9 protein-coding genes and 1 pseudogene are annotated in these 14,338 nt (G+C 51.0%); 7 read left to right on the forward strand and 3 right to left on the reverse strand.

Features of this window, described 5'->3' with window-relative positions:
* The first annotated feature begins 8 nt into the window (after positions 1-8).
* From secD to aspS, 7 genes are all read left to right on the forward strand, one after another.
* The gene (gene secD / locus B5F07_RS03005) at positions 9-2,390 is read left to right on the forward strand and encodes a protein translocase subunit SecD (RefSeq protein ID WP_087160010.1); all 2,382 of its coding nucleotides are present in this window, start codon (positions 9-11) and stop codon (positions 2,388-2,390) included.
* Between the two features lie 134 nt (positions 2,391-2,524).
* Positions 2,525-4,237, forward strand: a complete 1,713-nt coding sequence (gene recJ, locus B5F07_RS03010; RefSeq protein ID WP_087159806.1) for a single-stranded-DNA-specific exonuclease RecJ — start codon at positions 2,525-2,527, stop codon at positions 4,235-4,237.
* A 126-nt stretch (positions 4,238-4,363) separates the two neighbouring features.
* Positions 4,364-6,670, forward strand: coding sequence for a RelA/SpoT family protein (locus B5F07_RS03015; RefSeq protein ID WP_087159807.1), 2,307 nt, complete (start codon positions 4,364-4,366; stop codon positions 6,668-6,670).
* Positions 6,670-7,293 (forward strand): MBL fold metallo-hydrolase, encoded by a 624-nt coding sequence (locus B5F07_RS03020; RefSeq protein ID WP_087160011.1) that lies wholly within the window; start codon positions 6,670-6,672, stop codon positions 7,291-7,293. Before B5F07_RS03015 ends, B5F07_RS03020 begins: the two co-directional genes overlap by 1 nt.
* A 90-nt stretch (positions 7,294-7,383) precedes the next feature.
* Positions 7,384-8,877, forward strand: a complete 1,494-nt coding sequence (gene hemZ / locus B5F07_RS03025; protein WP_087159808.1) for a coproporphyrinogen dehydrogenase HemZ — start codon at positions 7,384-7,386, stop codon at positions 8,875-8,877.
* Positions 8,868-10,133: a histidine--tRNA ligase gene (gene hisS / locus B5F07_RS03030; protein WP_087159809.1), complete on the forward strand. Its 1,266-nt coding sequence runs from the start codon at positions 8,868-8,870 to the stop codon at positions 10,131-10,133. The genes hemZ and hisS overlap by 10 nt, the downstream gene beginning before the upstream one ends.
* A gap of 21 nt (positions 10,134-10,154) precedes the next feature.
* Positions 10,155-11,942, forward strand: a complete 1,788-nt coding sequence (gene aspS / locus B5F07_RS03035; RefSeq protein WP_087159810.1) for an aspartate--tRNA ligase — start codon at positions 10,155-10,157, stop codon at positions 11,940-11,942.
* Positions 11,943-12,077: 135 nt separating this feature from the next.
* Here the strand turns inward: aspS and B5F07_RS03040 are convergent, their stop codons facing one another.
* From B5F07_RS03040 to B5F07_RS03050, 3 genes and pseudogenes are all read right to left on the reverse strand, one after another.
* Complete coding sequence (locus B5F07_RS03040; protein ID WP_162613044.1) at positions 12,078-12,542, reverse strand: helix-turn-helix transcriptional regulator; 465 nt, start codon at positions 12,540-12,542, stop codon at positions 12,078-12,080.
* Between the two features lie 300 nt (positions 12,543-12,842).
* A pseudogene (locus B5F07_RS03045) lies at positions 12,843-13,684 on the reverse strand (nucleotidyl transferase AbiEii/AbiGii toxin family protein).
* Positions 13,684-14,277 carry a type IV toxin-antitoxin system AbiEi family antitoxin domain-containing protein gene (locus B5F07_RS03050; RefSeq protein ID WP_087159812.1) on the reverse strand — a complete coding sequence of 198 codons (594 nt, stop codon included), beginning with the start codon at positions 14,275-14,277 and terminating at the stop codon, positions 13,684-13,686. Before B5F07_RS03050 ends, B5F07_RS03045 begins: the two are co-directional and overlap by 1 nt.
* Positions 14,278-14,338: the final 61 nt, after the last annotated feature.

Consider the following 14,338-nt stretch of genomic DNA (forward strand, 5'->3'; position numbering starts at 1 on the left):
TGCAGATCATGAACAGAAGCAAAGGAATTTTGAGCCTGATCCTTGTTGTTGCCGTGATGATCCTTCTCGGGGTCACAACCGTGCTCGGCATCGATCTGAACGGTATGGGGGCGGCAAAGAACATCAATCTCGGTCTGGACCTGGAGGGAGGCGTGAGCATCACGTACCAGGTAAAGGGCGACACGCCGTCTCAGGAGGATATGGACGATACGGTTTACAAGCTCCAGAGACGTGTGGAGGAGTACAGCACAGAGGCACAGGCATATCAGGAAGGCGACAACCGGATCAGCATTGAGATCCCGGGTGTCCAGGACGCAAACGAGATTCTGACAGAGCTGGGACAGCCGGGAAACCTGTATTTCATCCGGCAGAATGACAGCGAGGGGAATCCGAACTATCAGGTGAATGCGGACGGTACAGCTTATGAGCTGAACAAGTCCATTGATGAGCTGGAAGCGGATGGAAGTATTGTTCTTACCGGAACGGATGTGGAGAGTGCATCGGCGGCTGCCGGACAGGACCAGAAGACCGGCGCAACCAAGTATGTTGTTCAGCTTACCATGACAGAGGAAGGTACGACAAAATTTGCCGATGCCACAACAGAAGCGGCAGCAAAAGGCGAGACGATCGCCATTTACTACGACGGACAGCTTGTAAGCGTGCCAAGAGTAAACACTGCCATTGAGAACGGCCAGGCAGAGATCGAAGGAATGGCTTCTTACGAGGAGGCGGAGAACCTTGCCTCCACCATCCGTATCGGAGGCCTGAACGTGGAACTGGAAGAAATGACCTCCCAGGTGGTGGGCGCACAGCTCGGTGAAGAAGCGGTTACAACCAGCCTTCTCGCAGGAGCTATCGGACTGGCGATCGTATGCATCTTTATGATCTGCGTTTATTATCTGCCGGGACTGGCATCCAGTCTTGCCCTTCTGATCTATACGGGGTTGGTTCTCGTCCTGCTGAATGCATTTGACATTACACTGACGATCTCCGGTATTGCCGGTATTATCCTGAGTATCGGTATGGCGGTGGATGCGAACGTCATCATATTCGCCCGTGTAAAGGAGGAACTGACAGAGGGAAAATCCGTGCGCAGCGCGCTGCATGCCGGGTTCCACAAGGCCATGTCCGCGATTATCGACGGAAACGTGACCACACTGATCGCTGCGGCTGTTCTCTGGCTGCGGGGCAGCGGTTCCATCCGCGGTTTTGCGCAGACACTGGCGCTTGGTATCGTGGTTTCCATGTTTACCGCACTTCTTGTTACCAGACTGATCATTTACTCCTTCTATGCGGTGGGACTCCGCAATAAGAAGCTGTACGGACGTCTGCTCAAGAAGCGGAAAGCCATCGACTTCGTAGGGAAGAGACATGTGTTCTTTGTTATTTCCATCATCATGTGCCTGAGCGGATTTGTGTTTATGGGAATCAACCATGCACGGGGCATCGGGGCCATGAATTACGGTCTTGACTTTGCAGGCGGAAGTTCCACAACGGTTACTTTCGATCAGCCGTACACCCTGGAGGAAGTGGACAGCCAGATGATTCCGGATCTGGAGGAGATCACCGGAGATGTGAACATCCAGGTACAGACCGTCCGCGACAGCAACCAGGTAATCTTCAAGACTCAGACACTCGGTCTTGAGGAGCGTGAGGCGTTCGCACAGTATATGGAAGACAATTACGGCGTGAATCCGGAGAAGGATATTGAGACCAACAACATCAGCTCCACGGTCAGCGGGGAGATGAGAATGGATGCGGTGATCGCGGTTGTTATTGCGACGATCTGTATGCTGCTCTATATCTGGTTCCGTTTCAAGGATATCCGTTTTGCGACCAGTGCGGTTGTGGCTCTGGTGCATGACGTGCTCGTTGTACTGGCGTTCTATGTGATCGCCCGGGTTTCCGTGGGAAGCACGTTTATCGCATGTATGCTGACCATCGTCGGATACTCGATCAATGCAACCATCGTTATCTTCGACCGTATCCGCGAGGAGCTGAAGACGAAGCCGAAGAACATGAGCCTGAAAGATCTTGTCAACGACTGTATCATGCGGACGCTGACGAGAAGTATCTATACAAACCTGACTACATTTATCATGGTTGTCGTCCTCTTTATCCTGGGCGTAAGCTCCATTAAAGAGTTCGCGGCGCCGCTGATGGTAGGTATCGCCTGCGGTACTTATACATCCATCTGCATTACCGGAGCACTCTGGTATGTGATGAAGACGAAAGTCGGCGCAGGGGCGAAAGAGCTGGCTGCTGCAGAGCAGGCGGTGATCACCATGAACACTGAGGGCGTTGAGGATAAGGCGGCTGCATCAAGTGCGGTACAGAGCGCAAACAGTGCGGCGAAGCCGAAGAAAAAGAAGAAAAAGAGAAGACAGTAATAAAAAGCGGGGAAGCCTGCCGGGCGGAGGAGCACAGACGATGTGCGGATGCCGCCGGGCAGGCTTCTCTGTAAAAAGCAGCAGGCATGCGCAGACAAAAGAGGCGGCGCTGACCGCCCCGGGAGGCACTTGTTATGGAAAAATGGTTTATTACCATGAAGAAAGCAGATTTTAATAAAATTGCGGAGAAGTACCATATTTCTCCCATTATTGCCCGCCTGATCCGAAACCGGGATGTGATCGGGGACCAGGAGGTTGACTTCTATCTGAACGGAACGATCGCCGATCTCTACGACGGGATGCTGATGAAGGATATGGACCGGGCAGTGGAGATTCTGGCGGAGAAGATCCGGGAAGAGCGGCCCATACGGATCATCGGGGATTATGATATTGACGGGGTGAATGCCACCTACATCCTGCAGGAGGGACTTTCCGGGCTGGGCGCGGAGGTGGATACGGACATTCCGGACCGGATCAAAGACGGCTACGGGCTGAACCGGATGCTCATCGACCGGGCGCTGGACGACGGTATTGATACGATTATTACCTGTGACAACGGGATTGCGGCGGCAGCTGAGATCGCCTATGGAAAAGAACACGGGCTGACAGTGATTGTGACGGATCACCATGAAGTTCCCTATCTGGAAGAAAACGGGGAGAAACGCTACATCCTGCCCCGGGCGGACGCAGTTGTGGATCCCCACCGGGCGGACTGCGAATATCCCTTTAAGGGGCTCTGCGGCGCAGGGGTGGCATACAAGCTGGTGGAGGCCCTCTACAACGTGATGCAGCGGGATCCGGAGGACGTGGATTATCTTATGGAAAATGTTGCCATCGCCACCGTGGGGGATGTAATGGATCTGATCGGGGAGAACCGGATCTTTGTCAAACAGGGGCTGGAGATGCTCAAACGCACGAAGAATCCGGGACTGAAAGCTCTGATCGAGTGTACCGGAATTGACGTGGAACGGCTTTCTGCCTATCACATCGGTTTTGTCCTGGGACCCTGCATCAACGCCAGCGGCAGGCTGGATACGGCGAAACGGGCCCTGGAGCTTCTGAATGCGAAGAACAGACGGGAGGCGGTTATGCTGGCAGAGGATTTGAAAGCCCTCAATGACAGCCGCAAAGAGATGACGGAGAAAGGCGTGGAAGAGGCGGTGCGGATGATCGAGAGCACGGATCTGAAAGATGACAAGGTGCTGGTTGTCTATCTTCCGGACTGTCATGAGAGTATCGCCGGGATTATCGCCGGACGTATCCGGGAGCGCTATTACCGTCCTGTATTCGTCCTTACAAAGGCGGAAGAGGGCGTAAAGGGATCCGGGCGGTCCATTGAGACATACGACATGTTTGCCGAGATGAGCCGCTGCCGGGAACTGTTTACCAAGTTCGGAGGCCACAAGCTGGCGGCGGGGCTTTCTCTGGAGGAGAAAAATGTAGATCTCTTCCGCCGCACCATCAATGATCTGGCGGAGCTGACGGAAGACGACCTGCAGATGAAGGTCTCCATTGACATGCAGCTCCCCTTCCCCTACATAACTGAAGAACTGATCGGAGAGCTGGAGCTGCTGGAACCTTTTGGAAAAGGAAACGCAAAGCCTCTCTTTGCGGAGCGGAACCTGCGGGTAATCAGCCCGAGGATTTTCGGAAGAAACCGCAACGTGCTCAAGTGCCGGCTGGAAGACGCGAAAGGGAACCAGATGGAAGCCGTCTATTTCGGCGATGTGGAGGAGTGTCTGAAAGCGATGGAGCGAAAACCGGTCATGTCTTTTACCTACTATCCGTCAGTGAATGAGTACATGGGAAGGCGGACCCTGCAGCTGACGATTATGAATTATCAGTAATCCGGAGCGCTCCGGAGCAGAAAAAGGTTTGAAAATGCGTAAAATGGTGATATACTAAGTAATATTAATGTCTGACATATGAAAGAATGACGGATACACAGGAGAAACAGGGAAGGGGGATTCGATATGGCAGGTACTCTGGAATATGAACAGCTGAATAAAAATCTCGAAATCGTAGACGGCCATGCCGTAAAAGCGCCGGAAGATTATCAGGACCCTGAAGAATTATATCAGGCGCTGGTCGCAAGGGTGAGAAAGTATCATCCTTCTGCGGATATTTCCATGATCGAAAAGGCTTACAGAATCGGGAAGGAAGCCCACAAAGATCAGGTGAGAAAATCAGGGGAGCCGTATATCATTCACCCGCTCTGGGTAGGAATCATACTTGCGGATCTGGAGATGGACAAGGAGACTATTGTCGCCGGCATGCTCCACGACGCGGTGGAAGATACGGAGATGACGCTGGACGATATCACAAGAGAGTTCGGCGAGGAGGTTGCCCTTCTCGTGGACGGCGTCACGAAACTGGGACAGCTCAATTACGCCCAGGATAAACTGGAGGTCCAGGCGGAGAATTTAAGAAAGATGTTCCTCGCCATGGCCAAGGATATCCGGGTGATTATCATAAAGCTGGCGGACCGGCTGCACAACATGCGGACGCTGGAGTTTATGACACCGGAGAAACAGAAGGAAAAAGCCCGTGAGACGATGGACATCTATGCCCCCATCGCCCAGCGGCTCGGTATATCGAAGATCAAGACGGAACTGGACGACCTGTCGCTGAAATACTATCAGCCGGAAGTGTACTATCAGCTTGTGAAGGATCTGAACGCCCGGAAGACGGAGCGGGAGGAGTTTGTACAGCAGATCGTCGCGGAAGTTTCCAAACATATGAAGAATGCACATATCAACGCCAAGGTGTACGGACGCGTCAAGCATTTCTTCAGCATTTACAAGAAGATGGTGAACCAGAACAAGACGCTGGATCAGGTGTATGATCTGTTCGCGGTCCGCATTATTGTGGACACGGTGAAGGACTGCTATGCCGCCCTGGGCGTGATCCATGAGATGTACACCCCGATTCCGGGAAGGTTCAAGGACTACATTGCCATGCCCAAGCCGAATATGTACCAGTCTCTCCACACTACGCTGATGGGACCGTCGGGACAGCCTTTCGAGATCCAGATCCGCACGGAGGAGATGCACAAGACGGCTGAGTACGGTATCGCTGCCCACTGGAAATACAAGGAGGGCGGAGACGCCACGAAGAACGTGAAGGCACGGGAAGAGGAGAAGCTCAACTGGCTCAGGCAGATCCTGGAGTGGCAGAGGGACATGTCCGACAACCGGGAGTTCCTGAGCCTGCTCAAAGGCGACCTGGACCTGTTCCAGGAGGACGTCTACTGCTTTACGCCCAACGGAGATGTGAAGAACCTGCCGAACGGCTCCACGCCGGTGGATTTCGCCTATGCCATCCACAGCGCGGTGGGCAACAAGATGGTGGGGGCGAGGGTGAACGGCAAGCTCGTCAACATTGACTACAAGATTCAGAACGGGGATCGAATTGAGATCCTGACTTCCCAGAATTCCAAGGGACCCAGCCGCGACTGGCTGAACATCGTCAAGAGCACACAGGCGAAGAACAAGATCAACCAGTGGTTTAAGAGGGAATTCAAGGAGGAGAATATTGTCCGCGGGAAGGAACTCATTTCCGCATACTGTAAGAGTAAGAGCATTGCGCTGAACGATATTCTGAAGCCCAAATATCAGCAGGTGGTTCAGAAGAAGTACGGCTTCCGCGACTGGGATGCTGTCCTGGCTGCCATCGGACACGGCGGACTCAAGGAAGGCCAGGTAGTGAACCGGCTTCTGGAAGAATATGAGAAAGAACACAAAAAGGAGATCACGGACGAGACGATCCTGGAGAAGATCGCCGAGGCGAACAGCCAGAAGGTGCACATCGCCAAGTCCAAGAGCGGCATCGTGGTCAAGGGGATCGACGATATGGCAGTCCGGTTCTCCAAGTGCTGTAATCCGGTGCCGGGAGATGAGATCGTGGGATTCGTCACCCGGGGACGGGGGATGTCCATCCACCGCACGGACTGTGTGAATATGCTCCATCTCTCCGCTGCCGAGCGGGAGAGGCTGATTGACGCGGAGTGGGAGGATACGGCGGACAGCGATGAGGGCGGCCAGTATCTGGCGGAACTTAAGATGTACGCCCACGACAGGCAGGGGCTTCTGATGGATATTTCCAAGGTGTTTACCGAGGCGAAGATCGATGTGAAGAACATGAATATCCGCACCAGCAAGAAGGGAACCGCCACACTGGACATGGGATTTATCGTCCATGGCAGGGAAGAGCTGAACACTGTGATCGAGAAGCTCAGACAGATTGAAAGCGTGATTGACATAGAGAGGACGACCGGATGATTAAAATAGAGAAATTTGTGATCGGTCCCATCGGGACAAACTGTTATATTGTGAGAAATGAAGAGACGAAAGAGTGTTTCGTGACAGACCCGGCGGCATGTCCGCCGGAGCTGACCGGACATATACGCCGGGAAGGGCTTCGGGTGCGGGCGGTGCTGCTCACCCACGGACATTTTGACCATATCATGGGACTGGATGATTTCCTGAAAGAATTTCCGGTGCCGGTGTACGCGTACCAGGAGGAGAAAAAGGTCCTGGAGGACGCGAACCTGAATTCCTCCCTGGGGATGTTCGGCAGGCCGTATACATTCTCCGGGGCAGAGTATCTCACCGACGGGCAGGTTCTTGAAGTGGCGGGGATCGAAGTGCATGTAATCTACACGCCGGGACACACCATCGGCGGATGCTGCTATTATATTCCGGCGGAGAACGTGCTGATCAGCGGAGACACCCTGTTCCACGGCTCCATCGGAAGGACGGATCTTCCCACTGGAAGCAGCAGCCAGCTGGTCCGCTCGGTGCGGGAGAAACTGATGGCCCTGCCGGAGGAGACGAAGGTGTATCCGGGACATATGGAAGAGACGACCATCGGGTATGAGAAGAGGTATAATCCGTTTATATAGGATGTTTATATAGGACATGAAGGCGGGCTGTCCCCGGGGCAGCCCGTTTTTTCAGTCTGGAAATGTATGCCTGGAAGGAATATGAGTGCAATGATTGAAATAGCAAGTAAGAAAAACAAATTTACCTACAATGTCTACCATATCGTGAAAGCATTTTTCCCGGAGGAGGAGATCACACAGAAGGTGGATGAAGGGCAGGAGACTCTGGTGACTCTGAAACTGGCGGACGGTACTGTTTTCTCTGTGACTCCGGGGGAGGTCTGGGGACCCGGCTCTGAACAGGCGGATCACGATCCCCTCCAGGTGGAAAAATGGGAAGTAACCCGCCGGGTGTACCGGCATCTTTCCGAACAGACCGGTCGGAAACTTGCCTGGGGCATGCTCACCGGCGTGCGCCCTACCAAGATGGCGATGCAGAAGATCGAGGAAGGGCAGTACAGAGAGGAGATCGTCCGTTCCTTTATGGAGGACGATTTCGTGAGCCGGGAGAAAGCGGAGCTCGCCTACGAGGTGGCGTGCCGGGAGAAGCACCAGCTTGATCTTCTGAACTGCCGGGATGGTTTCAGCCTGTATGCGGGAATCCCATTCTGTCCCAGTGTATGCTCCTACTGTTCCTTCAGTTCTTCCCCCATTGCAGAGTGGAAGGATCGGGTGGAAGACTATCTGAACGCTCTGGAAAAAGAGATCCGCGCACTGGGAAAGATGGCGAAAAATCGCGTGGCGCGCACGGGTGCGGGGATAGAAGCACCGGAGGGAAAGCCGGCGCCGGATACGGTTTACATCGGCGGGGGCACGCCCACCACGCTGACTGCCGGACAGCTTGACCGGCTGCTCGGCACTATCGCGGAGTGTTTCGATGTGGAGCACGCCCTGGAGTTCACCGTGGAGGCGGGAAGACCGGACAGCATCACGGAAGAAAAGCTTGCCGTGATCCGTAAATATCCGGTGACGCGTATTTCCATCAATCCCCAGACCATGCAGCAGAAGACTCTTGATCTGGTTGGAAGAAAACATACGGTGGCGCAGGTGGAAGAAGCTTTCCGCATGGCCCGCAGTCTGGGCTTTGACAATATCAACATGGATCTGATCGCCGGGCTTCCGGGGGAGACGGCGGAGGACATGGAGGATACCCTGCGCAGAGTGGAGGCGCTTGCGCCGGACAGCCTGACCGTCCACGCGCTTGCCATCAAGCGGGCGGCGAGGTTCGGGCAGGAGGGAAGGGCGGCAGATATGCATACGGAGATCGACCGGATGATCGAAGAGGCTGCCGGGAGCGCTGCCAGAATGGGACTTGTGCCCTATTATCTCTACCGGCAGAAAAATATTGCGGGAAATTTTGAAAATGTTGGCTATGCAAAGGTTGACAAAGCCGGAATATACAATATACTTATTATGGAAGAAAAGCAGACGATCCTTGCCGCCGGGGCCGGCGCCTCGACGAAGTTCGTGCTGCCGGAGAAGATCCGGATGAAGAACGGGAAGGAGACGAACCTGATCCGGATCGAGAATGTTAAGAACATTACGGAGTATATCAGCCGTATTGACGAAATGATAGAACGAAAAGGAGAATTGCTATGGCGCTGAAAAAGAAACCGGTTACCGGGATGAAAGACATTATGCCCTCTGAGATGGAGATCCGCGATTATGTGATCAGTCTGATCAAGGAGACTTATAAGACATATGGATTTTCTTCCATGGAGACACCCTGTGTGGAGCATATTGAAAATCTGTGCAGCAAACAGGGCGGTGACAACGAGAAGCTGATCTTCAAGATCCTGAAGAGAGGAGAGAAATTAAAACTGGATGAGGCGAAGGAGGAGGCGGACCTTGTGGACAGCGGTCTGCGCTATGATCTGACGGTTCCCCTGTCCAGATACTATGCGAACCACGCAAATGAACTTCCGTCGCCTTTTAAGGCCCTGCAGATGGGAAATGTATGGCGGGCAGACCGTCCCCAGAGAGGCCGTTTCCGCCAGTTCATGCAGTGTGATATCGATATTCTGGGAGAGCCTTCCAACCTGGCGGAGATCGAGCTGATCCTTGCCACTACGGCGCTTCTGGGAAAACTGGATTTCCACAACTTTACCATCCGCATCAATGACCGCCGCTTCTTAAAGGCAATGGCAGCGTACAGCGGATTTGCGGAAGAGGATTATGACAGCGTGTTTATCACTCTGGACAAGATGGACAAGATCGGACTCGACGGCGTGGCGGCGGAGCTGAAGGAAAACGGTTATCCGGAAGAGTCCGTAGATAAATATCTGGCGCTGTTTCAGGAGATTACGGATGATGTGGAAGGTGTGCGCATGTGCAAGGAAAAACTTTCCGGATTCCTTGCTCCGGAGGCGGCGGATTCCCTGGAAATGATCATCACAAGCGTGGAGAGCGCAAAAGAAGCGGATTTCCGCATGAAATTCGACCCCACTCTGGTGCGCGGTATGTCCTACTATACAGGGACGATCTTTGAGATCTCCATGGACGAGTTCGGCGGCAGCGTGGGAGGCGGCGGACGCTATGACAAGATGATCGGAAAGTTTACCGGACAGGATACTCCTGCAGTCGGATTTTCCATCGGCTTTGAGCGGATCGTCATGCTCCTTCTCGAGCGCGGCTATAAAGTGCCTACGAGCAAGCCGAAGAAAGCGTTCCTGATCGAGAAGAATATGCCACAGGAAGGCATGCTCAAGATCCTCTCTCTGGCGAAGGCAGAGCGTGAGGCCGGAAAACAGGTGATGATCGCCAATATGAAGAAGAACAAGAAGTTCCAGAAAGAACAGCTTGAGGCGGAAGGATATTCCGATATTACAGAGTGCTACCGCGATTCTGTGGATCAATTATAGAAAGGAAGGTATGAGACAGTTATGGCTGAATCAATGCAGGGATTGAAAAGAACCCACCGGTGCGGTGAACTGACTGCGGCGGAAGTCGGCGAAACAGTGACCATCATGGGATGGGTGCAGAAGAACAGAAATAAAGGAGGACTTGTGTTTGTGGACGTGCGCGACCGCTCGGGAATCATCCAGGTGGTATGCGAGGAAGGCAAAACGGATCCGGCTCTTCTTGAGAAGGCAGCAGGACTCCGCTCCGAATATGTGGTCGCATTTGTGGGAAAAGTGGCAAGACGCTCCGGCGCGGTCAACGACAAGATCGCCACAGGTGAGATTGAGATTCTCCCCACAGAGCTTCGGATTCTCTCCGAGTCTCTGACTCCGCCGTTCCCGGTGGAAGAGGACTCCAAGACAAGGGAGGAGGTCCGTCTGAAATACCGTTATCTGGATTTGAGAAGACCGGATCTGCAGAGAAATCTTCTGATGAAGAGCCGTGTGATGACACTGACGCGCCAGTTCTTTGCAAATGAAGGATTTCTGGAGATCGAGACTCCGATGCTGGGAAAAAGCACGCCGGAGGGGGCGAGAGACTATCTTGTGCCCAGCCGTATCCATCCGGGCAGCTTCTATGGCCTGCCCCAGTCTCCGCAGCTCTACAAGCAGCTCCTGATGTGCTCCGGATTCGACCGCTATATCCAGATCGCCAGATGTTTCCGCGATGAAGACCTGCGCGCGGACCGGCAGCCGGAGTTTACCCAGATCGACATGGAGCTTTCCTTCGTGGATGTGGATGACGTGATTGCGGTAAATGAAAAATATCTGGCAAAATTATTCAAGGAAGTTCTTGATGTAGACGTGCAGCTTCCGATTCAGAGAATGACATGGCAGGAGGCGATGGACCGCTTCGGCTCCGACAAACCGGATCTTCGTTTCGGCATGGAGCTTGTTGACGTTACGGATGTGGTGAAAGGCTGCGGATTCGGAGTATTTACAGGTGCCATCGAAAACGGCGGCAGCGTCCGGGGCATCAACGCCAAGGGACAGGGCGCAATGCCGAGAAAGAAGATCGACAAGCTGACGGCATTTGTAAAAGATTACGGCGCAAAGGGTCTGGCTTATGTTGCCATCCAGGAGGACGGCACGGTGAAGTCTTCTTTCGCGAAATTCATGAGCGACGGGGAGATGCAGAACCTGATCAGTGCAATGGGCGGCGAGCCGGGGGATCTGCTTCTGTTCGCAGCGGATAAGAATAAAGTGGTATGGGATTCCCTGGGAGCGCTCCGTGTGGAACTGGCGAAGCAGCTTGAACTCCTCGATAAGAACGAGTACCGTTTTGTATGGATCACCGAATTCCCGCTTCTCGAGTGGAGCGATGAGCAGAACCGTTATGTGGCGATGCATCATCCGTTTACCATGCCCATGGAGGAGGACCTTCCTCTCATCGATTCAGAGCCCGGGAAAGTGCGCGCCAAAGCTTACGATATCGTGCTTAACGGAAATGAGATCGGTGGCGGAAGTGTCAGAATCCATCAGGATGATATCCAGGAAAAGATGTTCGAGGTGCTCGGATTTACAAAAGAGCAGGCGTACAGCCAGTTCGGATTCCTTCTGGATGCTTTCAAATACGGAGTTCCGCCTCACGCAGGACTGGCATACGGTCTGGACCGTCTTGTCATGCTCATGGCAAAACAGGACAGCATCCGCGATGTGATCGCCTTCCCGAAGGTGAAAGACGCATCCTGCCTGATGACAGAGGCTCCCAGCGTTGTCGATGAGAAACAGCTCAAAGAACTTGGGCTTGAGACATTGACGGAAGAGTAGTATATTCGCGGAGAAACAAATTCCCCGCAGCGAAGACAAGAGAAGACCAGAGCGGACAGAGCAAATTCTGCTGTTCTGGTCTTTTTTTGCTTTACTTTGTAGGAAATCCCTGCGATATGTCGGTCGGCATATATCTCAGCTGAAACAGAGAAGAAAAAAGAAAAGATTTATTATGAAACATATAACGCATAAAAAGAAATAAAAAAGCTTCTTTTTATAGAAAAAGATGCCGAAAGGCACGAGAAGACCGACTACGGGAATCAGACAGGAGACAAGAGAAAACAATGTCAGAATAAGAAACAGCTCGGTTTCTGTTATCCAGGTCTGTGATCCGTCCTTATTCACAGTCTCCTCCGGAGCCGTCTCCGATATGCTTTCCGGCTGCCTGGTTCTTTCATCCGTGCCATCTCCGATCAGGTTATCGATGGAAATACCGTAGAGCCTGCAAAGCTTTCTTATCATATCGATGTCCGGGATAGCACGCCCGTTTTCCCACTTTGATACAGCCTGCCGTGTGACGTGAATATGACTGGCGAGTGAAGCCTGGGTATAATGGTGAGCGATGCGCTCTTCTCTTAAACGTTCTTTCAGTTCTTTCATGTGAAGCCTCCACAGAATGCGTTTTTTACATTTGGCAACCAATGGTTGCGTCTGATAATGTAAAAAGCGTTGATTTTCTTTCTGGATAATGTAAAATAAAAATACAGATAGTCTTCGCATATTTTAAAAAGGAATTATAAAGGAGGGGAAAGCATGGATATACTGGGAATTCTGTTGCTGCTGTTTCAATATCTGGGCAGCCTGCTCAGACTGATTATGATGGTTTTGGTGATTATAGCATGCATTAAATATATACGGAAGAAATAGCTGAAACAGCCGGATAAGATTATCCGGCTGATCTTAAATTTGGATATTATCGTATAAGGTTTTTATAGACTCCATGACTTTATCCCACGTATAATCCCTTGCGTAGTCATATTTTTTCTGGTAATTTATCCACAACTTTTTCATATCTGTGTCGTTGTAAATCTGCTCTAATATAGAGGCTCCCTGTAGCATAATTTCATATGATGCCCTCTTTCTACTTGTTGCCTCCAATGCCATTTTCAGTTTTAATTCATCAACAGATATATTCCTTACCTGCTGTAAGATATACAAGTCATAAAAATCTCGTAGTCTTGTATTTGCCGTCCCTCTTGAAATGACTGTTTCAAGTTTTTCTGCCAATACTGTTTCAATATTATAGGTATAGATAGAAATCGTCCGCTCTTCAAACATCAGCTTGTATTCAAACTGTATTTCTCCTGGTGTTATTACATCCCCGGTAGAAATATCTATTTTTAAAGGTGTCCGCATTGTATCCAACTGTGCTTCCAACATTGCCCGGACACCCGGATATTCAGCCTCATCCATAATTTCTGACACCTTTTTTAGCGTAAAGATAATACCATCGTCTATTTCAATCTTCATAATTTCTGTCAAGATATCTGCTAACTCATCCGCTGACAGTGGAAGATTTTCATAGTCGTATCTATATCCATTGTTGACCTGTTTTCCAAACCAACCAGAGCAGAAACCAACATTCCGCCTTTTAAGATGAGCCTATCCCGGTATTTGGACAAAGAAATACGTTCAAGCAATCTTTCCATAATATAATTTCTTATAATTGTCTGCGCTTTTGCACTGTCCCCGCCAGAACGATTCCGTACCAATGCTTTTAGCTGTCTTGATGTATGGATCATTATAATAGCACCTCCAGATATTGCTTTATAATTTTCTCAACTTTAAAAATTTTTGCATATTCCATTAGCCGTGGAATATTCTTTTTTTCCCTTGCAGCATACTCTCTTATAGCGGTTTGTCTGTCCTGAATTTCAACCCGGCTGTTCCCCCGGAATATATCGCATATTGTCCTTTCCGCATTGTAGATGTACACCATATGTCCCATTGGAGTATGTGCCTGTGTTATTCCTAAAGGATACCATTCTTTCTTTACTGTATAAACTTTTACCCCTTGCTTTGTAAGGTTGGTGGGATTATACCCCCATTTCGTCGTAACCGTATATTGGAGTGGTTCCCGATCTGCCATTTCCAAAAGATATAGCGCTGTTTCATAGGAAAAAACTACTCCTTTGTATCGTTTCTGAAGGATATACATACCGTCTTCCCATGCATCAGGAGACAAATAAATTCCCCTTGCCACCTGTTCATAATTATTTTTTTTAATAAAATCAAGAGTATATGTTTTGGAAATTCCTGCGAGCAGGGCATCCTCTAAACGTAAAATTCCATTATTTTCTTCTAAAATTTTTTCTATCAGTTCTGATTTTTGCATTTCATCACCTTACTTTTATGCTACATATTATATTAAAATGTAGTATGAAAGTAAAGTAGAA

Source organism: Lachnoclostridium sp. An169, from assembly GCF_002160525.1.
In the GTDB taxonomy this organism is placed as follows: Bacteria; Bacillota; Clostridia; order Lachnospirales; family Lachnospiraceae; genus Mediterraneibacter; species Mediterraneibacter cottocaccae.